Genomic DNA, 26,014 nt, shown 5'->3' with positions numbered 1-26,014 from the left:
CTATAAGCTTCCCTATAATCCTCTCGAATACAATGCTATGAATAACCAAATAATCTTAATATTTATAGGCTTGACTTTTTTAGCAAGTTGTGCGGATAGTAAACAGTTTCAATGTCAAAAAATCTATCGGATTGCCAACGAAGTGGCCCAAGAAACCAAATCCCTAACCAACGGTCAAGGGACAGAAATTGACCAAAAAAGTTGGCTATTAGCCGCAGATAAAATCGAACAGGCCTCGGAAAATATGAAAAAATTAGCAGTGAAGGATCCTGAACTAGAGAAATATAAGACCGCTTTCGCTCAAGTTTACGAAGATTATGCCACTGCCACTCGTGAAATAATTCAAGTTATCGAAACTCGCAATAAAAACGGGGCAAAATTAGCACAGGAAAAGGTAAGAAAAGCCGGCCAATTAGAAAAAGAAACTGGCGAAGCTTTTAATACCTATTGTCAAGCACAGTAAACAGGGTAAGAGCATCTCAATTAGGCTTGACAAAAGGCTCTCAGCACAGCAATCATATAGTTATTATCCATGGCCGCCCGTTTACTTTTTTGTGCGATACTACGTCGGTAAGTTGATTCTTGGTTAAGAGCGTTAAGTGCGACGCGTATCAAGAAGGCAAAATTACGAGGGCTGTGGCGCTGCGCAAATCCGACAGTGATCTTCTTTAAAAGTAACATCTAAAATCCAATGAACCTGATTTTCAATACCCCAATGTTAAAGTATTGAACCGATTTATCGTCAGTATGTCGATATGTCGATTTATTATGGCAACCCCAAACAACCGCATCAGTCACCCCAGAAAATCTTCAGTTAGCTAGAGAAACCATTGACTCTTTACAATTAGCAGAATTAGAAAACTTCTTTCGTTTAGTCTGTCTAGATGCCAACCCAGTTATTATTGAACAATTAACCGAACAAAATGACCACAGTGCCACGGTAATTTATCGGATTTTTTTAGATAATCGCTGGGAAATTATTGTCAAATTTACCCAGCAACCCCTCCGCCATTATACTACCACCATTGAAGATAAAAAATTAGTAGCAAGAATATTAGAAAGACTGCCCCAATCCCTCAACCAAGCTAATAGTCAAGAAACCCGATCCTTAGCCCAACAGCTATATAATTGGTTATTGCTGCCCCTACAAGCAGATTTAGCCCAAAGCCAATTGACTCACCGAGAATTTTTAATCTGTGTTACTATGGACTAAGAATACTAAGCTTTTGACTAGAATTGATGACTATCGGTGGCGAAATAAATAAACCAGATGTAATCTATACTATCAACCAATTAACCATGGCAGAATGGATTATTTACAAAGAATTTCGCTTTGAAGCAGCCCATCGTTTACCCCACTACGAAGGTAAATGTCGTCGTCTTCATGGTCATAGTTGGCTGGGGCGCGTCTATGTGAAAAGTCATCATTTACAGTCCCAAGGCTCACAACAGGGAATGGTGATAGATTTTGGCGAAATTAGACAATATTTACAGCCATTACTCGATAATTTTCTCGACCATCATTATCTCAATGAAACCACTGGTTTAGAAAATCCCACCAGTGAAGAATTGTCGCGCTGGCTCTATGAAAAATTGGCAAAAGCTGGTTTACCCAGTCTTCATGCCGTCGAAATCTGCGAAACCTGTACCTCCGGATGCACCTATTATCCGTAATCTGGAAGCTATCATTAGGTAGGATGGATTGCAAACCTATCCGACGAAAATTATAACTGGACTTCCCCGTTGACAAAAAGCCATAACCTATGCTGTAGGAGGGATTAAGAGAATTTCTGATGCCCCGTTACTGGGTACAAATTAAGGAAACTCCCAATAAATCTAACGCATGATTGTTGCAAAGAAGTCGGTCGAGTTATCTTAGAAAAACGATAACTTCCCTTTATTCTCTGTTTGACAGCGTTGATAAACTTCGCAACTCTCCCCAGTATCCTCCACGGGATCACTAAGTCCTAATTCTTCTCGATCAAGTGTGTTGAGACTATGGGTAGTTTTACCCAGAAAGAATAGACTTGATAGTTCAAATGTATTGTATATTTTCGGGACTAAATCTTCTGGACATTGCCGTTTAACCTCTTGGTAAAATTTGATGGCTCTCCTAGACTGGTTATAAGTATCTAAGCACAATTAATTACACATCTAAGCCACTACTCCGTCAGACTGCTGCTGTGATCAGTAAACAGTGAACTGAAAACTCAAATCCGATCCCTAATAGCTGTCTTGTGAGTCTCGGAGTCTCGGAGTCTCGACTAGAAAATTAATTTGGCACGACTACTTAGCAAATTAGTAGTTTAAATGAGCCTAAACCCTTAAATAGCCTGGAATCCAACAAAGCCAAAAGCTTTTTTTACTAAAATTGCTTTTTTGAATTCTGGTGAGCCTTACTTAGCAAGACTTGCGTGGATTATTTTCTGCTAATATATCATAACTACTCTAGAAGAGCCAATTTGATTTAATTGCCAAGAATCTGGATTCTGGTAGCGATGATTCCCTTGATTGTCAATTAGAGCTACTTCTCTGATTCTCCATTTCCGAGAAGACTCTATCGATTCTCGCTCAATATCTAGGGCTTGCTGAATAAATCTAACAACCTTGTTGGATAAGGTTCTTAGACTTTTTTTCTCTCAAAAAGTGCCGACCATTGGAGTGATTGGGGGGAAAATTCCAGGACTTTTTCCCTGAAAATTAGGTAATTGACCACCTGAAAATGGGTAAAACCCCACACCCCACACCCCACACCCCACACCCTACCCCCACGAAAAACTTTTTGCCGCAAACCCTATCTAAAAGTATCCAGTTTGCCAGAAGGGATAATTGGTACATATCAAGTCCAATAACTTCTCTGTTACGATCATAAACCTCATCAAATCGATTTCGCTGCTAATAAAAAAAGTCGATTGACACAGGGACCAGTTAGCGGCCAAAATTGACTCTATTAGCCGTTGGCAAGCTCCAGAATTGATTGTGTAACAGGTTAATTCAGTCTAGCTCGATCTCGAAAAAAACAACTAATAATGATCATCGCAGGAGAAAGAAGCGGAGTCGGCAAAACTACGATTACTCTGGCAATCTTGGCCTATTTAATCAGTCGTGGCGATCGAGTGCAATCTTTTAAAGTCGGGCCCGATTATATCGATCCCATGTTCCATACTCATTTTACCGGTCGCCCCTGTCGCAATCTCGATCCGGTTTTAACTTCTGAAGACTATGTAAAAACCTGTTTTGCCCAACATTGTCAAAATGTCGATTATGCTCTGATTGAAGGGGTAATGGGGCTATTTGATGGTATTCAATTAAGCGATACTCAATTTCCCGATTATGCTAGTACCGCCCATATTGCCCGTATTTTAGGGCTTCCTCTGCTGTTAGTTGTCGATTGCAGTCGCTTATCTACCTCTGTCGCCGCTATTGTCCGCGGTTATCAATCTTTAGACAAAAATCTCCATCTAGCCGGAGTTATTCTCAATCGGGTTGGTAGCGATCGCCATCGGCAATTACTGCAAACCGCCCTAGAATCAATCAATATGCCGATTGTCGGGGTTTTGCGTCGTCAAGATTCCCTGACAATTCCCGATCGCCATCTAGGATTAGTTCCCAGGGATGAACTAGGAGAAATCAGGCAACTGCAAGATCAACTGGCTTCTATTGCCCAAAACTGCTTTAATTGGGATATTCTCTTGCCTTTACTCACTATTTCTTCTCAAGAGAACCTGAACAATCAAACAGGAGCAAATAAGCTTTTTCCCCCTATCCGTATCGGTATTGCCAGAGATAAGGCTTTTAACTTTTATTATCCCGATAATCTCGATATTTTAGCCAATTTAGGCGCAGAATTAATCTTTTGGAGTCCCTTGCAAGGGGCAAATTTGCCCGAAAACCTCCAGGGATTGTACTTTGGTGGCGGTTTTCCAGAAATCTTTGCCCCGGAATTAGCCGCTAACACCCCTATCTTAACTCAGGTGAGAAAAGCGATCGCCTCTGGAATGCCCACCTACGCCGAATGTGGGGGATTAATGTATTTATGTGAAAAAATAATTGATTTTGAGCAAAAAAACCATTCCATGCTGCAAATAATCCCCCAATCTGCTATAATGTCCCCGAAATTAACCTTAGGTTATCGGCAAGCCATCGCCCAACAGGAGACGATACTGCTCAAAGCAGGTCAACCAGTGCGCGGCCATGAATTCCATCGCTCCCAATTAAGCGGGGTGAGCGACGCACCGATTTATCAACTGCAACCATTCCCCAAGGGTGCTATCAATGCCGAAGGGTGGCCAGGCAAGAATCTGCACGCTTCCTATCTCCACCTGCATTTTGGGGCCAATCTCAGCCTGCCGAAAAAATTTTTAGCTGCCGGCCTTGATTTTTTCCGCACAGCTGCGTTAAGCTAATTACAGATAAATTTGATAATCAATCCGTTAAGGGATACAGGAGGTGATGTCGATGGTAGAAAGTAGTAAAAGCATGGGTCTCCTAATCGACAATAGCCGGCTGTGCGCCGGGGCTGTTCTCTAGACCCCCACGTCTAAACAAGATTTAGACTAGCTGGAGTTCCTTCCGGCAGTCTGGTGTCGATTCCGATGACCCGCTACACCGCCCTTACCGAGCAATTGGTAAGGGCGGATAGTTTTTGAGGGTTTCCCGTCATCTCTTCACTTTAACTCTAACGGGCGCAAACTAACCCATCGCCGATTCTGGTTTGGGGACACCATTTTAACGCCTGTCACCGAGATAATATCATTGGCTAAATTCTCCGCCATCATGGGAATTAATCGATTTATATTATTCTTATAAGCTTTTATCCAGAATTTAGATAGTTTCTCTCTCGCCTCCTCATTGACGTAGATAGTTTTATCGGGCGTAATCAATACCATTGCCACGTCACCGGAGTTTTCCGTGACGGCAAAGACAAACTGATCACGGTCGGACTTGAGACCTTCGTACCAGTAGTCTATGTGTTCTTCTAATTCGTATTCATAGAGAGCGCGTTCCATCTTGCCATCTTCTAGCAAGGCTTTACGCAGTGTATTGGCTATCTTTCTTTTTTTCATGGTTTTGTCTCTGTTTTTATCGGCGTTAAGTTTTGTCCATTAGACATCACTCCATATTAAGAGTGCCACCATAGAAATCATCAATTAATCTGACAACAACCCAGTTCAGTGGCCGTTATCAAAATCACAGAACCTGGCCCGACTCGTCTAGACGAGCCTGTTGAGCGACAGGGTGGCCACTTTGTCAACTGGTCAAGGGAAAAAAAATGAGGTCGCATCTTTCCCTAAGCAATTAAATTGTGTATAATACCAAAAGAATAGCAAGGCTATATGCGTCATCAAACTGTGTAGTCAACCTATAAGGTGTGAGGAAAAAACCATCATGTTAAAAATGTTCTGGAAATCATTGCTGGTTAGCCCGGCGATTTTAGGGGCTACCCTAGTAGCTTCCGCTAATGCTAGTAGCTTCGATCCCGCAAAATCTACCAGTGTTTCTACCGAATTTAACAATCTAGAAATCGCTCAAGTTCAGGACAACGCTGCAGGAACTGGCGAATTACTCAATCAGATCGAACAGTACGGTAACGAAGGTCAAGTTGCACCCGTACAGGGCAACACCATCGATCAAGTCACCAGCGTTAACCAACTGCGCGATGTTTCCCCAACCGCTTGGGCCTATGAGGCCTTAAGAAGCCTTGTGGAGCGCTATGGTTGTATTGTTGGTTATCCCGATCGCACCTTCCGCGGCGACCGAGCTTTAACCCGTTGGGAGTTTGCTGCTGGTTTAAACGCTTGCTTAAACGTGATGGAACGTTTAATTCAAGATGGTGTCAACGTCCTCAAGGAGGACTTAGATGCCCTCAAGCGCTTGATGGATGAGTTCCAAGCCGAATTAGCGGCTTTAGGAGCTAGAGTTGATAACTTAGAAAGCCGGGTGTCTTTCCTCGAAAATAACCAATTCTCCACCACCACCAAATTAGCTGGGGAAGTTATATTTGCCGTCACCGATACGGTCGGTGCTGGTAGCCCCGCCTCCCAGGCTGCCATGCAATACCGCGCTCGTTTGCTGTTAAACACGAGCTTCACCGGTCAGGACGTGTTGAAAACCCGTTTAGCGGCGGGTAGTGCCACTCCCTTCGGATTTGATTACAAATCGACCACCACACTACAAAATGGTGATCCCGCTTCCGTCAGATTCGATAACCTGCAAAGTCCCTCCCTATTCCAAACCTGGACTGCGGCCGGTAACGGTAGCGATGTGGTTCTCGACTGGTTGGCCTACTATACCCCGATTGACTTAGGTTATTTTGGTCGCTTCAATACCTATGTTGCCGCTTGGGGTGGTATTTGGAATGACTTCGTTCCCACCACTAACCCCTTCTTTGAAGACTTCGACGGTGGTAATGGTGCGCTTTCGACCTTCGCTTCCGAAAACCCCATCTACCGTATCGGTGGTGGTTCTGGGGCGGGTGTTAGCCTACAGTTAGGCTTCCTCCAAAGCATTGTCGGTCCGACCTCCCTATCCTTGGGTTACTTAGCCGGTGGTGGTGGCTCTAGTTCTGCGGCCAATCCTAACCCGGGTAATGGTCTCTTTAACGGAGATTACGCCGCTTTAGCACAGATTAACGCTAACCTCTTTAACTTCCTCAACGTCGGCTTCACCTACGTTAACGCTTACCAAGGCGCCGATACCGCCATCTTCGGTAACGGTGGTTCTTTCGGTGTAACGGGGACTTCCGCCGCTAACCTTTCCCAAACTCAGTTAAATACCCTGCTCAACGTCAACGGCAACGATCCTAATAGCGTCACCCTACAGGATGATGTCGGTTTCTTCAACTTTGGCGCGAAAGTATCCAACAGCTACGGTTTAACCGGTGCAGTCAATCTTGGTTTCGCCAGCTTGAGTGCCTTCGGTTCCTACTCCACCGTGCGCTTACTCGGTCTCGGTGATGCGGAAGTGTGGACCTACGGTGCTGGTATTGCCTTCCCCGACTTAGGTAAAGAAGGAAATATCTTAGGTCTGTTTGCTGGTGCGCAGCCCTACATCGGTCACTTAAGCTTCCGAGAAATGGGTCTAAAAGTATCTAACATCGTTCCCTACCACGTTGAATTGTTCTACAAGTACCAAGTCACCGACAATATTTCTATCACCCCCGGTGTCATCTGGATTTCTGCACCTGAACAGTTCAAAGGCACTGGTAACGAGTGGATTGGCACTCTCCGCGGAACCTTTACCTTCTAGGATTTCCTAAATTAAACCCGAAACCCCACCCATTGGTGGGGTTTTGTTTTAGGCAAATAAACGCTGATATTCTATCTGGATACAAGCGTCCATAATCACATTTAAACCCGCCTCGATCGCTTTTTTTTCCGCAACTGGGTGATAAATTTTCAATTGTGTCCAAAGAGTAGCAGCCTGAATAGCAATAGCTGACTCGACAATTTCGGGTAGATAATCAGGATGACGAAAAACGTTAACAATATCCACGGGTTCAGGGATAGCCTCTAGAGAAGGATAGCAGCTTTGACCGTCAATTTGCTTGACCAGAGGATTGACAGGATAGACTCGATAACCCACCGCTTGCAGGAATTTGGCCACCTGATAACTGGCGCGGCTCGATTTCTCGGAATGCCCGACCACTGCGATAATTTTACTATTGCTGAAAATGGTTTTGAGCGCACCATCGTCTCCTTTAATATTCGGCATTGTCCCACCTATCTTAGAACATAGTTTCGTTTCTCATAAAGATGAAGTGTAACCTAATTTGGTATCGACTTTTGACTCCAGCTTTAGCCACTCTAGAAAACTGGCAGGAATGTTTAACTTTTCTACCGGAAAAACAGTTATTACCAATCCCAATCAATTCCTCGGTATCTGTAGGAAAATTTACCCGATGGTTGCCCCTAAATCCTCTGACTTTAGTTACCTTAAAACCTGATGAATTATCTTAGTATTATCATTCCTACTCTTAATGAGGAGTTAAGAATTGCAGCAACGTTAAAACAGATAGGTGCAGGAGTAGAAATTATTGTTGTCGATGGGGGAAGTACGGATAAAACTAGAGAAATAGCCGAACAATTGGGAGCTAAAGTAATTATTTCACCCAGAAAAGGTCGTGCATTTCAGATGAATTTAGGAGCAAAAATAGCGAAAGGAGATATTTTGTTATTTCTGCATGGAGATACTTTACTACCCCATGAATTTCAAAAACAAATTATCAATACTTTATCCCAATCTGGGATAGTAGCGGCAGCCTTTGAATTAAAAATTGATGGAGAGGAAAAAACCCTGCGTTTAGTGGAAAAATTAGTTAATTGGCGTTCTCGCTGGTTTTCTCTTCCCTACGGAGATCAAGGAATATTTTTAAAAGCCGCAATCTTTGCCGATTTGGGCGGTTTTCCTGAGTTGCCAATTATGGAAGATTTTGAATTAATACAAAGATTGAAAAAAAGGGGTAAAATAGCCATAGTTTCTGCATCGGTGATTACCTCGGCAAGACGTTGGCAAAAATTAGGAGTCTGGAAAACTACCTTAGTTAATCAATTAGTTATTATTGGTTATTATTTTAAAATTCCGCCGCAAATATTGAAAAATTTTTATCGTTTATGGTCATAAAGGCTTGCTTAAAAAGTATTTTAGGTCATTGTGTAATGTCGGAGCGCAACGCTTGCGCCCAAAATGTGACGATGTCAACATTTTTCAGCCAATATCCAAGAGAGGCAAATACAATCATACAATCGAAGAAACCCTACCAAAGAAGAGGTTTACATGAGCCAAACATTAGCAAAAATAATTAAAAATGCGGGGGGGGGTAAGCATTACTTATTGGTAGCAGGGGCAACCAGTCTTTTGAAAAATACAATTATATAATCGAGGAAACCATACCAAGGAAGAGTTTTCCATGACGCAAACATTAGCAAAAATAATCAAAAATGCGGGGGGGGGGTAAGCATTACTTATTAGTGGCAGGGGCAACTCTAGCCATCCTAGCTCCTTTCCAAGCCGCCCAAGCTGTAATTATCGATTTTCAAAGCTTAGAACAAAATAACTCAGACGTTAATTATGCCGGTTTTACCTATACCGAAGACGGTTTTACCCTAGATAACCTGTCTACTTCTGAGCCCTTTGCATTTTTTGGCACTCAGGAATCTCGTTACCCCGGTTCCACCGCCTTATTCAATAATGAGATTGATGGAATCACCAGATTAACCCAAAATGGCGGAGGCTTATTTGACTTAAATTCTATTCAACTAACTAGCATCCTTGGTGATGATAGTGTGACTGTCAATTTTACAGGAACAAAAGCCGATTCTAGTACCGTTACCCAAGCTTTTACTACCGATGCAATTCTCAGTACCCTAGAAACTTTTACCTTTAATTCTAGCTTCACTAATTTAGTATCTGTTGAATGGATTCAGGCATCCCCGTTTCATCAGTTTGATAACATCAATGTCACGCCGGTTCCCGAACCTTCAGCAATTTTAGGATTATTAAGTCTAGGACTTTTGGGCATCGGTTCTCGATTCAAACAAAAACGATAAATTGACAAAGTATGGGGATGGGATTTTTTCCATCCCTACTTGAGGAAAAACGCGGTCTAGAAACCTTCCAAATTTAACTCTTAATTTTAGTGAACAAATTTTTTTGAATTCCTCTGCAATTACTCAAAAAATTTTACCTAAAATGTCGGATGAATGCCCCCGCTACATTTTTCGACAAGATACGGGAGCATCTCATTTATGCAAGTGAGTAATTATACTTATCCCTAAAACTGCTTTTTAGCAAGGCTTTCAAAATAGCTTGACATAAAAACCTGATTTAGGGGTTACAAAGGTGAGATGCTCCCGAGAGTAATCGCAGTAGAAAGTGAACTTAATGCACTTGCGAAGAAAACGGAATTTGAAAGTGCTTTGCTCAAAAAGGAGTTATCGCATTCATCATCAACATTACAACTTATTTCTTCCTCGGTTCTGCGGGTATCTGTTGATATCATTGTTCTTTCTGCTCCTAACATTGTTATCCGTTGTCTTTTAACTCAGCTATAATCTTTTCTGTCTTTCTTTTCGACCTTCTTAATCCGTAAATTCGAGAACAAAAAGAGGTAATAATGGCTATTAAATCTGACATCAACTCATCTTGCTTATCCTCACTTTGATTGACAATTTCCAGTTTTTTATCTAGTTCTTTTAACAAGATTTCTAGATAATTAGTCCCAAATCTGGCTAGACGGTCTTTGTGTTCAACAATTAAAACATTATAATTGGGGTCAACTAGAATTTTGGCTAATTGTTGGCGATTATCGTCTAATCCACTGCCTACTTCTTTGACAACTTTGTAGATTTTGTAGCCTCTGGCAACAGCATAATCTTTTAATCGGTCAGCTTGTCTATCTAGATTGTCTTTATTTTCGGCGCTGGAAACTCTTGCATAAATGCAAGCTATCAAGTCGGGTTTTGAATGGTTGTCATCCGTTATGATAATTGTACCCGAAGGCAATTGATAGCCTGTTAAATTCCCTTGTTTCCACCACCTCCAAGCCGTTCGATAACTTATTCCTGTTTTTTTTGCATAGTCTGATAGTTTCATATCTATATATTACCATGCCTGACTATATCTGACCATATTTGTATTGAAACTTTACAATACCAAAAGTATTTAGTCCCCCCAGAGAACCCCCTTGAGCCACCTAGCACACTTTCCTCTTTTTGTCAAATTTTATGTTAAGAAAGATGTAACTAATGGATAGGGGGACTGTCAAAGATTAACCGTCTTCGTATTCGGGGATTCTCTCTTTTTTCTTCTCGGTAATATTGATGCGGGGGGGATTGTAATCCGGTTCCACGTCATCATCCCACATATCATCCTCGGCCTTATCTTCGTAATCGTCGTACTGAGGACGAGAAAAGCTTTCTGCGCGTTCTGAGCGAGCTTCTCCCCAGTTATCTTCTTCTTCCTCGTATTCTTCCTCATAATAACGAGCTTCGGCCCGTTTTGGCGGTGGGGGAGTGGCGCGCAGGGGTTCTTTTTCCCATTCGTCCTCACTCCAGCGTTCTTCCACGGGTTTAGCGGCCTCAACGGGAGTGCGGAGGGGAATACCCGTACCTAACTGATTTTCCGGACGAGCAGCGGGAGTATAATAAGCTTCTTCTTCTTCCCTTTCCCAGGGGGGACGACCAATACCCAAACGTTCCAAAACTCCCACACTAACTTGGGTGAGACGTTCTTCGGCCCCTTCAAAGACGATTAAGCGATTGGGACCGCTGCTAACCACTTCTTCAATGGCAATTTCGTAGGTACTGATCAATTGTTCAGGGATAAGAGGTAATCCCAGGGAAGCGATGATAATAGAATGTAATTGACCACTAAGGGGATCGAATTGATAATCACGGACTTTGCCTAAAGGTTCGCCGGTTTCCGTGATCACTTCACTACCGATTAAGGGAGTATAAGCATCGATATCGACGGATTCCAAGACGTTATCATCTTCAACCAGAATCACGTCTCCTGTCTGACTGATGCTGGATAAATACATATATTGAGGCATTCCCGACAGGGAGAGGATATTATCGCGGAGTCCGAGGGCAACTACTTCTCGTTGATCGATATCTACTAGGATATCTTTAACAACGCCGAGTTTTTTGCCTGTATTGCGAGTGATAACCTGTGTATTTAAAAATTCTGAACGTAAGCGACTATTCTCTGTGATCATTTTTTCCTATGGGTAGGCGTTAGGGCGTGGGAATACGAATTATTGTAGGCTTAATATATAGGGCGAGATTGAGGGTTAATTTACCGATATTAGCTTAGATCTTAAAGTTCCCTGAGATTAACACTTTTTTTGGCCTTGTTTGGGCGATAGTTTTGGGTGATAGATAAGGTCAAACCTATTTTAGCTAATTCTTTACATTTTTTTAGTAACAACAAAGCAGGAGCTAGAGAGAAACTCCCTTGACTCCTGCTGCCTAGATTCTGATTACATAGTTAAAGACTGCACCTCAGTTTCGATCAGTTTAGCTAAGTCTTGCAGGAAGGAGGCTGCATCAGACCCGTAGATGACTCGGTGGTCACTGGTGAGATTAACCGTCATCTGTTTTTGCACTCCGAATAAACCATGATTGTGGACGACGATTTGGGGACGGGAAGCGCCCACGGCCAGGATTGCACCTTGGTTGGGGGGTAAGATAGCGGTAAAGCGATCGACTCCGAACATTCCCAGATTAGAAATGGTAAAAGTACCGCTATTGTATTCTTCTGGTTGCAGTTGTTTACTGCGAGCGCGATCGACTAAATCTTTCCAACTGCGGGAGAGGGAATAGATATCCATCTGGTTAGCAGAGCGCAAAACCGGCGTAATTAAGCCACCATCGGGCATAGCTACGGCTACGGCCACGTTAATCGCCCCGTGGTATTGGATTCCCGCGTCGCTATAGCTGGCATTAACTATAGGATGTTTAGCGAGGGTGTTGGCTACTGCTTTTGCTAACAGGGCCGTCATGGTGACACCCTTGGATTTTAGCTGTTGATAGAGTTGATCCAGTGGGTCGGTGGTGATAGTGTAGCCCACTTGGAAGGTGGGAACTTGTAAGCTAACCGACATATTCTGGGCGACGGCTTTTTGCAGAGTGGTGAGGGGAACAGTGCGACCGACCGGGGCGCTGGCTGGAATCGGGGCTTTAGGAGCCGCTACAGGCACGCTGACGGGTTGCGGGGGAGTAATGACGGGAGCGGGGGCGGTGCTGACTTTTCCTGTCGCTTTTTCTACGTCTTCGGCGGTAATTCGTCCGTGGGGACCGCTACCCACTAGGGTTTTCAGATCCACCTTTAATTCTTTAGCCAGTTTTTTGGCCCTGGGAGAGGCGACTAAACGACCATTCTCTTTAACGGTGGCGACGGGGATCGAAACGGGAGGCGGAGCGATTTCTGGGGTCTCTACGGGCTTGCTAGGGGCGGCAGCGGCGGTTTTTCCCTGAGCTTTGGCTAGTTCAATTTCCTCTTCAGTTTCGGCGATATAGGCGATCGCTTCCCCCACGGGTGCTTCCTGGCCAGCTGCGACTAAAATTACAGCGAGATAGCCATCATAAAACGATTCTACGTCCATGTCGGCCTTGTCGGATTCGACCACTAACACCGTTTCCCCTTTGCTGACTTTTTCCCCGGGGGACTTCACCCAAGAAACTATTTTTCCTTCGGTCATGGTGGAACTGAGCGCGGGCATGAAGATATCTCGAATCATGGTGGAGTGCTTCTATCTCTAATGTTTTGAGCCATAGGGCATTTTACCACAGTTGATACCCCTAGAAAAAATCGATCGCTACAATAGCGATCCCCTAAAAAATTGTCAGCTATCTGCTCTATACAAAGAGCCATAGCGGTATCTGTTTAATTCGGATAATTCCTTTCTTAAGCCTTGTGATTCTTCGAGGAGGTGCTTTATTTTTAAGTTTAGTTGCGATACTAGGTCTTTGACGCTGACTGGGGTCTGCTCCCAATTCTATGCGGCAATTTCTGACAACTCTATCCCGTTGATTTCAATTTTAGTCATTATCTCTGTCCTCTTTACTACTCCATTGTGCTAATCCAGCGCCGACTACAGCAGTAGGACCACCAAGCGCAAACGATAATTTTTCTGGGGGAAGATGGTAACTCAAAATAATCCCAGATAATAATCCCATACCGACAAAGCTTAACGCGATCTTATTTTTCTGTGACATTTTAAAATCAATAAAGGAAAAACAAGAGCTAACAAAATAAACATGACTGGCACTGATAATATTTTAGGAAATCGAACTTACTGCATGACTTCTACTAGCCTTGTGATTAAATCTAGTTTTTCGTCTGTTGTATCGACAATAGACCCAATGTATGAATAAACGGTGTAGGTGATAGAAGTCACCCAACGAGGAGGGCGAAAAGTTAACGCGTAAGTAGAATTTAAACGATTAAACCTAATCACGTTAACTTTCTTGAAAAACACTGATTGACTATCTACATAACTATCGAAATTTCCTCCAACTGTTATCCCTGTAAAAATCTTCTGAAAAACCTTCCCTGCATAATTCCATGTTTCTTTTTCACCAACAGCATTCACAATTATCCCGATAATCGGCGATTCTAATCCAATTGGAAAAGAAACATCACTAATAGGCGAAAAGTTCTCTATCCCCCCGCCATTGTCAACGGTTGCGGTCAAGGTTTGCTGTCCGACATATTCCCAGTTCTGGCTATTTGAAAAGTCGTAAATTATCGCCATTGATCAAGCCGGTTGTCAATTTCGTCTAGATATTCGTCAATGTTGCAAGCTATCGCAATAGCATCGCAGTAATCCTCAAAAGAAATTTGCTTTTGTAAAAAAAGATTTCTTTGCTTTTCAAGTTGTCGAACTTGATCAAATAGATCGGGGTTGATTTCTTTTCCCAACTGAATCTCAAAACTTGGGATAATTTCGATCAAATTTTCCATAATTCCCCCGATTTAATGATCAAAAATTAAGTTAGGACAAAGTGGCCAACTCAGGAGCGTTTACATATTTTTCAGGCAAAAACGAGACGGAAAAGCCAACGTTTGGGACTGCGTTCTGAATTTCCCGCGCTTGCATGATTTCTGCGTTATTAGAAACGGAGCCAAAGGGAATAGAGTATCCTTGCTGGCTGCTTCCCGATTTTGTATTGTATTTTTTTCCTGTGATGCGGCTCGTCACCTCCGATGAGTTTGCCGCTTTTTGGCGGATAATTGCCCGGGCTGCTACAAAGCCTCGCACTAATGAAGGCTGGGTTCCAGCGCTTGGGGACGGTATGGGTTTCCATCCAACGGCGAGTTTTAGCGCACTGGGTTGAGTTACAAGCCAGGTTCTGGCCCGCTCGGAGACGCCGGCTAGTCTAAGTTCGTTTTTAGTAGGATCCATCCCAAAAGGTTCAATAATGGCATACTTAAACCCTTGTCGGTTTCTCGTGCTGCTTGCCGGAAGCTTGCGTTTATCCCCGCCGGTATTAAATTTCCATTGAGCATATTTTCTTAATGCCTCATCCTGAATGCTGTTAATATCCGAGGCCCCAGGACTCTGTAAATAGCTTAATAATCGAGCCTCTAAATCGGCAAAGCGTCGTCTCGCCATATATTTTTATGATTTGCTTGCATTTATCATTACAATCGCCATTGTGACACAGATTTTCAGCCCTGCTCTGTGCAGAGAGGTATAGACGTTCGGAACCAAACTCTAGCCTTAACTAACCAAGGTATCGACTAAGCGAAAAGAGCGATCGTAAAGAGCGATCGGCTTATTCACCCCCCCAGATAAAAGCCGTGGCGTACTGGAAGCGCACATCAACCATTGGACGCTGGCGCGGTTTTTTGCGGCTTTTCCCTAAAATTGTGTGATTACCGGGGTTATAGGGGAAAGATTCATTTTCATCATCGGCAATATTAGACTTTAAAAACTTCCAGTCAGGAGTATGACTTTGTAAGTCTAAAACCTTATTAATCAACTCTTTAGCTGTAGCTTCATCTCGGCAAAGAAGCTGCAACTGATATCCTTTTTCTTTTTCGGTATAAGAGAATAATTTTCGCCCTTTTTTCCAAATATATCCGTTAGCAGCTCCAAATACTGTCTTAATTTTATTGGCTAAAGTATTTAGTTCTGTTTTTGTAATTGTGGTGCTAGATTCGTTCATTAATCTAAAAGAAATTTCTCCCCACATCGGGCGCAAATTTTCCTCTACGTCGTCGTCATCTTCCTTAAAATACAAGGTAACTTGTGGCTTAAATTTCCTAGAAGCTTGCAAATCGTCTAAAGGAATCCCATAAAAAGGTTGTTGCAAGTCTTGCGCTTTTCTTAGGGAAAAATAAAAAAGTAAGACTCTTTGAATCATCAGATCAGCCGTGTCATTATCTTTTAACAAGCAAGCCCAGCGGAATGAAGATCGAGGAACGGCTAAGTCTAAATCATCGCCTGTAATATCACTAAATTCATCTCGCACTATTCGGTTATGCACTCTTAAAATAGTGCTTTGCCAGTGTTCAAATTCGTTAAAATTGCTGGGGGTAGTCATAAATTACTCGGTATCGGGTTTAACTAAATCTGATTTATTTATTCCTGGAGACTGTGAGGCTTCTTTGCTTTCGTTTTGTTCCGTTTCTTTTTCGGTTTCCTTGCCATTTATTTCTGTTTTAATTGTGTTTATTTGCGGGCGAATTTCCGCTACGTTTTCGGTTACTGATCTAAATTCAGACGTTATACTTTCTAAATCAGAAGCGACCTCGCTGGCTTGCCGTAGTCCTTCTATTACTCCATCAATCTTTCTATTTTTGCCACTAGAAAAATTAAAAGTCTCTGTCATCCAATTATAGGAATTTTCGAGGACTGTCCCCGATTTCTTGAGAGCATTGCCAATTTTACCTGTATATTTGCCAATTTGCTCTAAACCCTCAGTAATACCAAAAAGTGAATCAGTCATTAATTGATAAATATTGATTGCACTTTGATATATTCTATTTGCTTTAGACCATGTTTCGCTTAGTGTTGTATAATTTTCCGCACCTATTAAACCTTTGATAATATTCTCAATTCCATCACCGATAACTGTGGAAAAATTTTGGGACACCTCGTCACCATCCTTAATGCCGATAATATTTAAGGCATTCCCTAAAGTCTGAATCAAAGTCGAACCAATATTTCGAGACAGCATGACCGCATTATGAATCGCGGCAGCGGTAGCCATTAAATTAAGGGCGCGATCAACTGCTCGCGACTTCCACAATTTCACAAATCTATCTGTAAGATAGCCCGACAAACCTCCGTTAATTTGCGGACCGAGTTTATTGTTAATAACCTCTAACATTGATAAATCAATTAATTTCTCCAATAGCAGGTCACTTTTTTGGTTAATGTTATCAAGTCCCTGCGAGACAGGACTAGGCACGCAGCAACTGTTTCCCGGAGGCGTTTTGGTACACGGGCGATTTTTGTTCTTCTTTTTTGGGAACGGTCGGATTTTGAGGGTTAATTATCGGAAAAGAGGGAAAAAGCGGGAAAGGTGAGTCGGGCGGGGAAGGATCCGGACCGGTAGGCGTGGTCTTTGGCTCCTTAGGTTCAGTTGTAGGTACGGGCTTCAATCCCAGTTTGCTTTTAGGATCGAGTTTGTCTTTCGGTTCAGGATTGGGTTTTAGTCCATCTGGGTTAGGGTTTTTGTCGGGATTCTTGTCTGTGTCTTTGTCCTCATCACTGTTTTGATCGTTGTCTGGTTTACTCGGAAAATCACCAAATATCGGGCCGGGAAACTTGCGGTCGTCTGGTGTCTCTTTTTTGTCTTTGTTTTTGTCAGTAGCGGGTGGTGAGGGGGGAAGCGGGGGAGGGTTGAGTTTACCCGGAGGCGCAAAAGTGGGTGGTGATTCGGTAGTAGTGATAGCGGCTTAATCCTTTGCTTTGCTGTGCATTGTAGTCATGGATAAAATACCAAACAGATCCAACGTGATTCTCCATTTTTTTAGAGAAAGATAGACTCTCTCTCACTAGCCGAGAAATCCTTTGTCGACAGGTATTATTTAATCTTTCAATATGATTAGTTTGACCAGTTTCTTTCCCGACCGGTCGATGACGTTTACTGGGAATTACTGTCTTATATGACTCCCAAAAGTCTGTGTAAGCAACCGCACATTGTCGGTAAACGCCTGGTAAACTAGCCCAAAGTTTTTTGGCTGATTGACGACTCCTATCTCCGCGCATAGCAACCAATAATTTCTCTTGTCAAGGGCAAAGTCGATCCTACTATCATTAGATAGCAACCAATAATTTCCCTTGTCTTTCTATCAATTAACCGCCAAATATAAACCTTTATAGTCTTAGAAAAAACAAAAGACCACATCTCATCACATTCTCTAAACAATTTACCTTTTGGTTTGTCCGAAACCTTTATTTGAGGGGGGACAGCCGCCAGTTTATTGTTGACATAGTTTTGTAACCATGACCAACTTACCCCTGTTACTCTGGCAATTCCTCGTAAAGAAATTCGTTCGAGCAAGAGTTTATCAATTAATTGTTTGGTTTCGTCAGATACGGTTTTATTAGTGGGATTGATCACAAACTGACGACCACATTCTTTACATTGACGTTTGGGTTTTCCCTTATGAATAGAACCATTCTTGCTCCTATGGTGAGAACCACAATTAGGACAGGGGAACGGAGGTGAACTAGGGGGGGTACTTTGTTCGGTGCTAGACTGATATTTGAGTAAGCCAGACAGGAGCCAGAAAAAGATATTTATCAGAAAATTCATGATCAAGCTAGAGGTTTAAAGACTGATCGGGTTCCAATTATTTTTATTAATAAATATTTTACACAATTCATACCAGGTAAGCAAGAGAGCTACGCCACTACTACCGAATCATTACCCGTCAAGACTTTGCTGTGAAGTTAGCAAGGCTTCGGCCGTGAGATCAGCCGAACGGTGCGTAGTTCGCTTCTTAGATGTGATAGCCTACGAGGATTTAAGAATTAAGAACTTAGTCAAGAATCATTGTTTAGCTAAATCGATAAATGATGCGGCATGGTATCAGTTTCGGGAATGGCTGGAGTATTTTGGGGTTAAATTCGGCAAGATAACAATTGCTGTCGCACCGAACTATACAAGCCAAAACTGTTCACACTGTGGTAAAACTGTCAAAAAATCTTTATCGACGGCTCGACTGAGCTCGCCGAACGTCTAGAACCCATAAATGCAAGTGTGGATGTATTTTAGATCGAGATGAAAACGCCGCTATCAACATCCTTAAAAAAGGGTTAAGTACCGTAGGGCATAGGGGAACTTTCACGGCTCGACCCGATAAACGCTTGGGGAGAGAATACCTCTACTTTTTCAGAAGTAATTCTGTCTAAGCAAGTAATCTCTTTGAACCAAGAATCCCCGTCGCTTTAGCGCAGGGAGTGTCAACTCTTCAATTTAAGCCAACGGTGAGTTATTAATCGGAGCGATCGATTTGTTAGATTTTTAATAGCCAGTCTGTCAACCGATGGACAGAAACAGTTAACAACATCAGAATCAGAGATCAAACTATGAAACTTCCTGGGTTACGGCGAACTATTACCCACGCTTTGGCAACTTTTCTAGGAATTATGCTCGGTTTTAGCAGTTTAGCGGCGGTAAATGCTCAAAATCTGCCCAGCGCTGCCGCTGATCTGGCCATAATTCCCCCAGAGATGACGGCGGAAAGTTTTGTCGCTAAGGCAGTGGCGCGCACAGGTGCGGCAGTGGTGCGAATTGACACCGAAGCGGTCATTACTCGTCCCCATAGCCCCTTTTTTGATGATCCTTTTTTTCAGGAGTTTTTTGGGGAACAATTTCGTCTTCCCACCCAGCAGCGAGTGGCTGGCCAGGGATCGGGTTTTATTATCGATGGCAGTGGCTTAATCTTAACTAATGCCCATGTGGTCGATAATGCCGATAAGGTAACGGTGACATTAAAAGATGGTCGTAGCTTCAAAGGAGAAGTACGCGGTACTGATGAGATCACTGATTTAGCCGTGGTGAAAATTAATCCCCAAGGGGAAAAATTACCTATAGCCGTCCTGGGCAATTCCGCATCCATACAAGTGGGGGACTGGGCGATCGCAGTAGGAAATCCCGTCGGTCTAGATAATACGGTAACTTTAGGAATTATTAGCACGATCGGGCGCTCGGCGGCTAAGGTGGGTATTCCCGATAAACGCATTGATTTTATCCAAACCGATGCCGCTATTAACCCGGGTAATTCCGGCGGTCCTTTACTCAACGCCCAAGGGGAAGTCATCGGCATCAATACGGCGATTCGTGCCGATGCCATGGGGATCGGTTTTGCCATTCCCATCGATCGGGCCAAGCAGTTACAAGCGACCCTAGAAGCAGGTCAAAAGGTGGCCCATCCCTATATCGGTGTACAGATGGTTAATCTAACTCCCGATTTAGCCCGGGCTAATAATCAAAACCCCAATTCTTCGATGATCGTGCCGGAAGTGTCGGGAATTTTGGTGGTGAAAGTCCTACCCAATACCCCCGCCGAAAAAGCCGGTATCCGTCGCGGGGATGTGATTGTTAAAGCTAATAATCAACTGGTTAGCGATGGCGGTGAGTTACAGGAAATGGTCGAAAAAACTGGGATTGGTCAATCTTTACCCCTAAGAATCAGAAGGGGTGAAAGGGCGATCGATCTCACCGTAATCACCGCCCAAATGTCGAATCAGTAATCAGTTATCAGTTATGAGATGTGAGTTTTCAGTTCACTGTTCACTGTTGACTGATCACTGAAAAATCCCCCCATCACCAAATCTGTTTTTTCCTTGAGATCGTTCTCGGTTTTTCCTCTCGCCCCTATAATTCTCTATGTAAATTAGCTTTATCTGTTGGCGAGGATAATAACTATGGATCCGGCTCAGGTTAGCAATCAAGTGTATTTTATTAGGGATCGCCGCGATTAGTTTCGGGGCGAAATTAATCGCGGTGATCCTACTCTGGTTTATCGGTAAATGGTTGATTAATCTAGCGGTTAATCTACTCAAAACCAGTTTAGCCAAGGGCAAAGTCGATCCTACTATCATTAGATAGCAACCAATAATTTTCCTTGTCTTTCTATCAATTACCAGGCAAATATACACCTTTATCGTCTTAGAAAAAGCCAAAGACCACATCTCATCACATTCTCTAACCAATTTACCTTTTGGTTTGTCCGAAACCTTTACTTGACGGGAAACAGCCGCCAGTTTATTGTTGACATAATTTTGTAACCATGACCAACTTACCCCTGTTACTCTCGCAATTTCTCGCAAGTAAATTCGTTCGAGCAAGAGTTGACCAGGTAAGCAAGAGGGTTACGGCACTACTACCGAATTATTACCTAATCGCTTATCGTTCACTCAAAACTGCTTTTTTTCTGATCCAGAGGGCGAGAATTGTCAGGAAAAGTCAACCCATCACTCCCCCTGTCAGGATTTTTATCAATTCCAGTTAATCGATCGTGAACAGTACCAGTGTATTTAATTAACTGGTACTATTCCCCTGTTCTATTTCTCGCAGTCTTTCTAAAATTTCTGATTGTGTTGGGTTATTTCTAATTTCATTGATATCTTTATAGGTAAAGCCCATAATATCAAATAATAACCATATTAATCTTTCTCTCTTATCCTCGTCACTAAAATTTCCCCCGATGATAGCGTTTAATCTTCCTTGATATTTCTCTTGCGTTTCTTTCAGTGTAAATCTACCGATTAATTCTTGGATGTATTCCTGAATAGTAACTATTTCAAAATCATCAAATATAAGCTTGATAGAATTATATAGGCTGGTTCTCTTCTTTAGCAGTTTCTTGTCTAAAGGCTTAATAATAGATATTTGAAATTCTTTGTACAACTCTAATAGCTTTTTGATCAGACTGGAGACAGGATTAATTGTCGATAGGCTAAATCCACCCATTACTTGGTCGATTTGTTCTAAATTAGGGTTTAAGGAACTAATAATAAAACCAAAGACCAGAGCAATGATTAAACCAACATATACATTATCCTCGATCGAGCTTAATAGAGAAAATATAAATTGAATCAGATAGTATAAGAGTATTGATGTAACAATTTTGACAATTAATAAATGAAAAAAAGTCTTTAAAAAATCCTTTTTTAAATCGGGAAATAAATGACGAATCCTAAAAGCTGAGAAATAGCTAATTCTAGTTTCAACTGCTACTCCAATAATTATCGAAGCAAACACAAAAGACCACCGATGTCCTTCCACAAATTTCTTTATTTCACTAGAAAGGTCGGTGGCAGCAGTTGTCTGAGAATCTACCAAAAATAGGTAATGGGTGAATGAACTGAAAAAAGGAAACTTATCTAATTCCGTTAGAACCTGACTACAAAATACCATTTACCCTCAGCCAACGAGTTTTCCAAGTGGGAGTAAAGATTTTGTAGTTTTCTTGTTCACTAACTGAGATATAGCCTTTTTCCGCTAGTTTTTCTAATTTATCTTGTAAGTCAGCTTCTCCAATTCTATCTGTTTCAATTTCAAAGCTTAAGGCAGTGGCAGCCCTAACTTTGAGTAAATCAGATAAAAGAGACTTCTCCGCGGAGGTTAAATAATTGTCAGGCCCAGCTGAAGGTTTCCGATAGTCGTAACCGTCTTTGTCTTTGGGCTTAGGAGGAAATATGTCAAGCATTATGTTTTGTGTAGTATAGATACTACACTTCGACCCACACTATGATTTAACTCCATCAAAGCATGAGATCATGAATGAGATGACTGAGATATGTCTGAGTTTTTTGCGATAAAATAGAAATCACGTCGATTGGACAAGTTTGAAGTTTATGGGGCGATCGCTTAAAGTAAAATCAGAATATATCCCTAGAGTCAAACAAGCAGTTAGACGCAATGGTTACGCAAGTCAACAGCTGCTTGCTGAGGAGTTAGGATTCGCAAGATCGACTCTTAACCTTTTTCTTAACGGTAAATCGATTAGCAATCTCAATTTTTATGAAATTTGTCAAAAATTAGCCCTTGATTATCGAGAAATCGCTGACTGGGATGAGTTGGAGGAAACACCGGCTGCCATGTCTGAGGATGAGGGAGAAAACCGGGCTGCGGATTTTTCCAAGTATGTTGAACGTCCTCCAGTGGAACAGCTTTGTCTGGAGACGGTGCTTCAAGCAGGTTCATTGTTGCGGATTAAATCGGCCAAGGGGATGGGTAAAACCCTATTAGTCGATAGAATTTTGAGTCAAGTTGACAAAAGACAGTATAAAACCGTCAGTTTGAGTTTTTTACAAGCAAGTAAAGGAATTCTCGGCGATTTAGATCGATTGCTCTCTTGGTTTGCTTTGATTATTTCCAAGAAATTAGGGTTAGCAGCTCTCTTTCAGGAAAAATGGCAAGAAGGATTAGGAATTTATAGCTGTACTGCCTATTTTGAAGACCATTTGCTCAGAAAGCTGGATAAACCCCTAATTTTAGTTTTAGAGGCGATAGATAGTCTCTTTGCCTATGCAAGCGTTGCCGACGATTTCCTTAGTTTATTTCGTCTTTGGCACGAGGAGGCAAAAAATAATAATACTTGGCAAAAGTTACACTTAATTATCACCTATTCCACAGAAAATTATGTTCCTGCTGACCTAAATAAATCTCCTTTGAATGTAGGAACAGAAATCCTGTTACCTGATTTTACTCTAGAACAGGTCTTGACTTTAGCTAATAAATATCAGGCTAACTTGGGAAAAGATGAACTGCAAAGAATAATTAATCTTGTCGGGGGACATCCCTATTTAATCCAAAAAGCGATTTATGCAATTACCCAAAAACAACTGTCTTTAGCAGATTTTGAACAGACAGCAGCCACGGAAGCGGGAATTTATGGGGATCATTTACGAGGACATTTGCTAAACTTACAAGAACATCCAAACCTAGCAGCAGGAATGAAAAAGGTTGTAGAGTCGTCTTCTCCCGTTGATTTAGGTGCAACAATTAATTGGCAACTTCATAGTTTAGGGTTAGTAACCTTTGTGCAGAATGCTGTTCAACCCCGTTATCCACTATACAGCGACTATTTTAGGTATCGCTTATCCGCCTAAAATCCGATATATTGAGTTAAACTGTTGTACATCTAAATCTAATATTCGTTTTCACCTGTTCCCCGTTCCCCCATCGAACCCAGAACTTTAAATGCGGACTAGCTTAGGGACAGATAACCTTTGATTAAATTATTCATCGAACTTAACCAATCAGACAAATTGCTAATTTTAATCCTATGGCGACCAATTTTTATCATATTGGAGGCAGCGTCCCCCTAGAGTCACCTAGTTATATCAAGCGGGAAGCAGATGATATAGTTTATAACTATCTAAAAAATGGACAGTATTGCTATGTGTTAAATTCCCGTCAGATGGGAAAATCAAGTTTGTGGGCACAGACACAAAAACGACTGCAAGAGGATAATATTGATTGTGCTACCATTGATTTGAGTAGTTCAGGAAAAAACATATCCGAAGATATTTGGTATCGAGTATTATTTGAGCAACTGGTTAAACGATTTGATCTTTCTATTCGGGACAAACAGCAAGCTTGGTGGAATGAACGAGAGTATAAATCACCTATTAATCGTCTTGATCAATTTGTTGAGGAAATTCTCTTAAAGGAAGTATCCCGACCTATTGTTATCTGTTTCGATGAAATTGATAGCGTTCTGAGTTTAAATTTTTCCACAGATGCTTTCTTTGCTTGGCTGCGTAGCTGTCATGAAAAACGTCCTCATAATAGGGATTACCAACGTCTAACCTTTTGTATGTTAGGGGTAGCGGCAGTTTCTAACTTTATTCAAGATAATTATCGTAGTCCTTTTAATATTGGTCAAGATATTCGATTATCTGGATTTACTATAAGGGATGCCAGAAAACTGGCCGAGGGATTGCAGGACAAAGTTCCCAATCCACAAGGGGTTTTAGAGGAGGTTATAGAATGGACAGGTGGACAACCATTTTTAACTCAAAAAATTTGTCATTTAATCTCCACATCTCGCACTGGATTTGGCGGGGAATCGGCAGCAAACCCGATTAATGTCGGCGATTTTATCCAGTCGCAAGTAATTAGTAACTGGGTATCTCAAGATAGTCCAGAACACCTAAAAACTATTCGGAATCGTTTATTAAATAACCGTGTCACGGGTAGAAGAATGCTGAAGCTTTACCAAGAAATTTTAAGAAATGGTGAAATTCCCGATGATGGTAGTCCCGATCAAATAGAATTACGCTTAACAGGATTGGTAGTTCAAGACCAACAAAAGTTAAAAGTTTATAATAAGATTTATAGAAATGTTTTTAATGAAACTTGGGTGACAACGGAATTAAATAAAATACCTCCATACATTGAAAAGTACGAAGTTTGGTTAAATTCAGGAGAAGATGCCACTGAACTTCTTTCTGATCAAGATTTAGAAGAAGCTTTAAAATGGAGTGAAAATCAAGACCTTAATGAGTCAGAAAAGCGTTTTTTAGAGTTAAGTGAAATCGCCGCCAAACGAAAAGCACAGATAGCACGTCAAAGGGAAGCATATCAACTTGCTGAAGAAAAATTAACACCCAAATTTGAGGAGAAGCAACGAGCAACTTTAATTGAGGAAACTCTAGCTTGGACGGGTGGTAACTTGGAGTTAACAGAAATAGTTATTCGTTTGCTAATCGACAATAAAAATGAGTTGCAGGAAGGACAAGAAAAACCAAAAATTGAACAATTGATTCAGAAAAATATTGTAGAAAATTGGTTACAAAATAAAGCGGCAGCCCATCTCCAGAAAATACAAAACAGTCTCTTAACTCCTGATAAAAATGTTAGGTCAACATTAGAAATATATCAAGATATTTTGCAGGGGAGAGTCTTGGCTGATAATAAACCGGAAAAATTGGCACTTCAGAAAGCAGAATTAGTGATTAAAAATGATGAGTATCTAGAAGTGACCAATCGAATTTATAAAGGGGTCTTTAATGTTCAATGGGTTAGACAAGAACTAGAAAAATTAGTTGAGGTGGAAAATTCTCCTGCTGATTTAACTAAAGTGTTATCTTTCTTGGCACTATTAGGTTTTATTGGATTTACTTTCTGGTCATTCAAGACTCCTGAACAGACTCCTAATGTCGTGGTGACACCTTCACCTAGTATTCCAGAAATTTGTACTAAACGAGATTTTAATATTCCCTTAGAAAAGAATATTCAACAACTGCAAGAATTGAAAAAGAAACAAGGTGATCAGTTTCCTGACAAGTGTGCGACTCAATTAGATGAATTAAGGTTAATTCAGCAAGCAATAGGACTGGGTACCAATAATTTTGTGGCTAATGTACCGGGTAGAGAAGATGCTTTTGAAATTTTGTGCAAAATCCCCACAACGTCTAGCAACTTTAAAGACGCTCAATTTTGGGCAAAACGTTGGCATAACGACAAAGCTTGGAAATCGGATATCAATAAAGCTTTGCAAGATAATCCAAAGTGCTACAAACTTATTGAATAAA

The 26,014-nt window shown here is 41.7% G+C and carries 23 protein-coding genes and 4 pseudogenes; 11 read left to right on the top strand and 16 right to left on the bottom strand.

The window, feature by feature from the left end; translation table 11 throughout:
• The first annotated feature begins 37 nt into the window (after window positions 1-37).
• The 3 genes from GQR42_RS16420 (at window position 38) to GQR42_RS16405 (ending at window position 4,406) form a co-directional block, all read left to right on the top strand.
• Complete coding sequence (locus GQR42_RS16420) at window positions 38-463, top strand: hypothetical protein (RefSeq protein ID WP_158200767.1); 426 nt, start codon at window positions 38-40, stop codon at window positions 461-463.
• 836 nt (window positions 464-1,299) lie between these two features.
• The gene (queD, locus tag GQR42_RS16415; RefSeq protein WP_158202497.1) at window positions 1,300-1,674 is read left to right on the top strand and encodes a 6-carboxytetrahydropterin synthase QueD; all 375 of its coding nucleotides are present in this window, start codon (window positions 1,300-1,302) and stop codon (window positions 1,672-1,674) included.
• 1,355 nt (window positions 1,675-3,029) lie between these two features.
• Window positions 3,030-4,406, top strand: coding sequence for a cobyrinate a,c-diamide synthase (locus GQR42_RS16405; RefSeq protein ID WP_158200765.1), 1,377 nt, complete (start codon window positions 3,030-3,032; stop codon window positions 4,404-4,406).
• A 261-nt stretch (window positions 4,407-4,667) separates the two neighbouring features.
• Here GQR42_RS16405 and GQR42_RS16400 read toward each other — a convergent pair whose 3' ends face one another.
• On the bottom strand, window positions 4,668-5,066 hold the full coding sequence (locus tag GQR42_RS16400; protein WP_158200764.1) for a hypothetical protein: 399 nt from the start codon (window positions 5,064-5,066) through the stop codon (window positions 4,668-4,670).
• 322 nt (window positions 5,067-5,388) lie between these two features.
• Between GQR42_RS16400 and GQR42_RS16395 the strand changes: the two genes are divergently transcribed.
• A complete protein-coding gene (locus tag GQR42_RS16395; RefSeq protein ID WP_158200763.1) occupies window positions 5,389-7,248 on the top strand; it encodes an iron uptake porin in 1,860 nt (619 codons plus the stop codon).
• A 48-nt stretch (window positions 7,249-7,296) separates the two neighbouring features.
• On the opposite strand, the gene GQR42_RS16390 is transcribed toward GQR42_RS16395, so the two are convergent.
• On the bottom strand, window positions 7,297-7,713 hold the full coding sequence (locus GQR42_RS16390) for a CoA-binding protein (RefSeq protein ID WP_158200762.1): 417 nt from the start codon (window positions 7,711-7,713) through the stop codon (window positions 7,297-7,299).
• Between the two features lie 71 nt (window positions 7,714-7,784).
• Here GQR42_RS16390 and GQR42_RS16385 point away from each other — a divergent pair, with 71 nt between their 5' ends.
• The 3 genes from GQR42_RS16385 (at window position 7,785) to GQR42_RS16375 (ending at window position 9,548) form a co-directional block, all read left to right on the top strand.
• Window positions 7,785-7,958, top strand: a complete 174-nt coding sequence (locus GQR42_RS16385; protein ID WP_233271041.1) for a hypothetical protein — start codon at window positions 7,785-7,787, stop codon at window positions 7,956-7,958.
• Window positions 7,945-8,622, top strand: a complete 678-nt coding sequence (locus GQR42_RS16380) for a TIGR04283 family arsenosugar biosynthesis glycosyltransferase (RefSeq protein WP_158200760.1) — start codon at window positions 7,945-7,947, stop codon at window positions 8,620-8,622. The genes GQR42_RS16385 and GQR42_RS16380 overlap by 14 nt, the downstream gene beginning before the upstream one ends.
• A gap of 317 nt (window positions 8,623-8,939) precedes the next feature.
• Window positions 8,940-9,548 carry a PEP-CTERM sorting domain-containing protein gene (locus tag GQR42_RS16375; RefSeq protein ID WP_158200759.1) on the top strand — a complete coding sequence of 203 codons (609 nt, stop codon included), beginning with the start codon at window positions 8,940-8,942 and terminating at the stop codon, window positions 9,546-9,548.
• Window positions 9,549-10,023: 475 nt separating this feature from the next.
• On the opposite strand, the gene GQR42_RS16370 is transcribed toward GQR42_RS16375, so the two are convergent.
• The 10 genes and pseudogenes from GQR42_RS16370 to GQR42_RS16330 form a co-directional block, all read right to left on the bottom strand.
• On the bottom strand, window positions 10,024-10,593 hold the full coding sequence (locus GQR42_RS16370) for an IS607 family transposase (RefSeq protein ID WP_158200758.1): 570 nt from the start codon (window positions 10,591-10,593) through the stop codon (window positions 10,024-10,026).
• A 175-nt stretch (window positions 10,594-10,768) separates the two neighbouring features.
• Window positions 10,769-11,716, bottom strand: coding sequence for a PRC-barrel domain-containing protein (locus GQR42_RS16365; RefSeq protein ID WP_158200757.1), 948 nt, complete (start codon window positions 11,714-11,716; stop codon window positions 10,769-10,771).
• Window positions 11,717-11,980: 264 nt separating this feature from the next.
• Window positions 11,981-13,240, bottom strand: a complete 1,260-nt coding sequence (locus tag GQR42_RS16360; protein WP_158200756.1) for a dihydrolipoamide acetyltransferase family protein — start codon at window positions 13,238-13,240, stop codon at window positions 11,981-11,983.
• A gap of 301 nt (window positions 13,241-13,541) precedes the next feature.
• Window positions 13,542-13,718 (bottom strand): hypothetical protein, encoded by a 177-nt coding sequence (locus GQR42_RS27840; RefSeq protein ID WP_199273197.1) that lies wholly within the window; start codon window positions 13,716-13,718, stop codon window positions 13,542-13,544.
• 77 nt (window positions 13,719-13,795) lie between these two features.
• The gene (locus tag GQR42_RS16355) at window positions 13,796-14,257 is read right to left on the bottom strand and encodes a hypothetical protein (RefSeq protein ID WP_158200755.1); all 462 of its coding nucleotides are present in this window, start codon (window positions 14,255-14,257) and stop codon (window positions 13,796-13,798) included.
• A complete protein-coding gene (locus tag GQR42_RS16350) occupies window positions 14,248-14,466 on the bottom strand; it encodes a hypothetical protein (RefSeq protein WP_158200754.1) in 219 nt (72 codons plus the stop codon). The genes GQR42_RS16355 and GQR42_RS16350 overlap by 10 nt, the downstream gene beginning before the upstream one ends.
• A 31-nt stretch (window positions 14,467-14,497) precedes the next feature.
• Entirely contained in the window at window positions 14,498-15,118 is a 621-nt protein-coding gene (locus GQR42_RS16345; RefSeq protein ID WP_158200753.1) for a hypothetical protein, read from the bottom strand.
• Window positions 15,119-15,281: 163 nt separating this feature from the next.
• Complete coding sequence (locus GQR42_RS16340) at window positions 15,282-16,052, bottom strand: hypothetical protein (protein ID WP_233271040.1); 771 nt, start codon at window positions 16,050-16,052, stop codon at window positions 15,282-15,284.
• Between the two features lie 3 nt (window positions 16,053-16,055).
• Window positions 16,056-16,841, bottom strand: a complete 786-nt coding sequence (locus tag GQR42_RS16335; RefSeq protein WP_158200752.1) for a hypothetical protein — start codon at window positions 16,839-16,841, stop codon at window positions 16,056-16,058.
• Window positions 16,842-17,362: 521 nt separating this feature from the next.
• A pseudogene (locus GQR42_RS16330) lies at window positions 17,363-18,131 on the bottom strand (IS1 family transposase).
• Between the two features lie 286 nt (window positions 18,132-18,417).
• Here GQR42_RS16330 and GQR42_RS16325 point away from each other — a divergent pair.
• Both GQR42_RS16325 and GQR42_RS16320 read left to right on the top strand, forming a co-directional pair.
• A pseudogene (locus tag GQR42_RS16325) lies at window positions 18,418-18,914 on the top strand (RNA-guided endonuclease InsQ/TnpB family protein); the annotation flags it as partial.
• A gap of 137 nt (window positions 18,915-19,051) precedes the next feature.
• Complete coding sequence (locus GQR42_RS16320; RefSeq protein ID WP_158200751.1) at window positions 19,052-20,218, top strand: HhoA/HhoB/HtrA family serine endopeptidase; 1,167 nt, start codon at window positions 19,052-19,054, stop codon at window positions 20,216-20,218.
• A 351-nt stretch (window positions 20,219-20,569) separates the two neighbouring features.
• Here the strand turns inward: GQR42_RS16320 and GQR42_RS16315 are convergent.
• The 4 genes and pseudogenes from GQR42_RS16315 to GQR42_RS16305 form a co-directional block, all read right to left on the bottom strand.
• A pseudogene (locus tag GQR42_RS16315) lies at window positions 20,570-20,840 on the bottom strand (ISNCY family transposase); the annotation flags it as partial.
• Between the two features lie 33 nt (window positions 20,841-20,873).
• Window positions 20,874-21,015 (bottom strand): annotated as a pseudogene (locus GQR42_RS30065) (CPBP family intramembrane glutamate endopeptidase); the annotation flags it as partial.
• Window positions 21,009-21,887 carry a hypothetical protein gene (locus GQR42_RS16310; RefSeq protein ID WP_158200750.1) on the bottom strand — a complete coding sequence of 293 codons (879 nt, stop codon included), beginning with the start codon at window positions 21,885-21,887 and terminating at the stop codon, window positions 21,009-21,011. The pseudogene GQR42_RS30065 and the gene GQR42_RS16310, both read right to left, overlap by 7 nt.
• Window positions 21,874-22,179: a hypothetical protein gene (locus GQR42_RS16305; RefSeq protein ID WP_158200749.1), complete on the bottom strand. Its 306-nt coding sequence runs from the start codon at window positions 22,177-22,179 to the stop codon at window positions 21,874-21,876. The genes GQR42_RS16310 and GQR42_RS16305 overlap by 14 nt, the downstream gene beginning before the upstream one ends.
• Before the next feature lie 148 nt (window positions 22,180-22,327).
• Between GQR42_RS16305 and GQR42_RS16300 the strand changes: the two genes are divergently transcribed.
• Complete coding sequence (locus GQR42_RS16300) at window positions 22,328-23,584, top strand: AAA-like domain-containing protein (protein ID WP_158200748.1); 1,257 nt, start codon at window positions 22,328-22,330, stop codon at window positions 23,582-23,584.
• 176 nt (window positions 23,585-23,760) lie between these two features.
• Window positions 23,761-26,013, top strand: a complete 2,253-nt coding sequence (locus GQR42_RS16295) for an AAA-like domain-containing protein (RefSeq protein ID WP_158200747.1) — start codon at window positions 23,761-23,763, stop codon at window positions 26,011-26,013.
• Window position 26,014 lies beyond the last annotated feature (1 nt).

Origin of the sequence: Microcystis aeruginosa FD4 (genome assembly GCF_009792235.1) — a bacterium.
GTDB lineage: Bacteria > Cyanobacteriota > Cyanobacteriia > Cyanobacteriales > Microcystaceae > Microcystis > Microcystis viridis.
The sequence above is the reverse complement of the archived record's forward strand: the minus strand, read 5'-3'. Positions and strand labels throughout refer to the sequence as shown.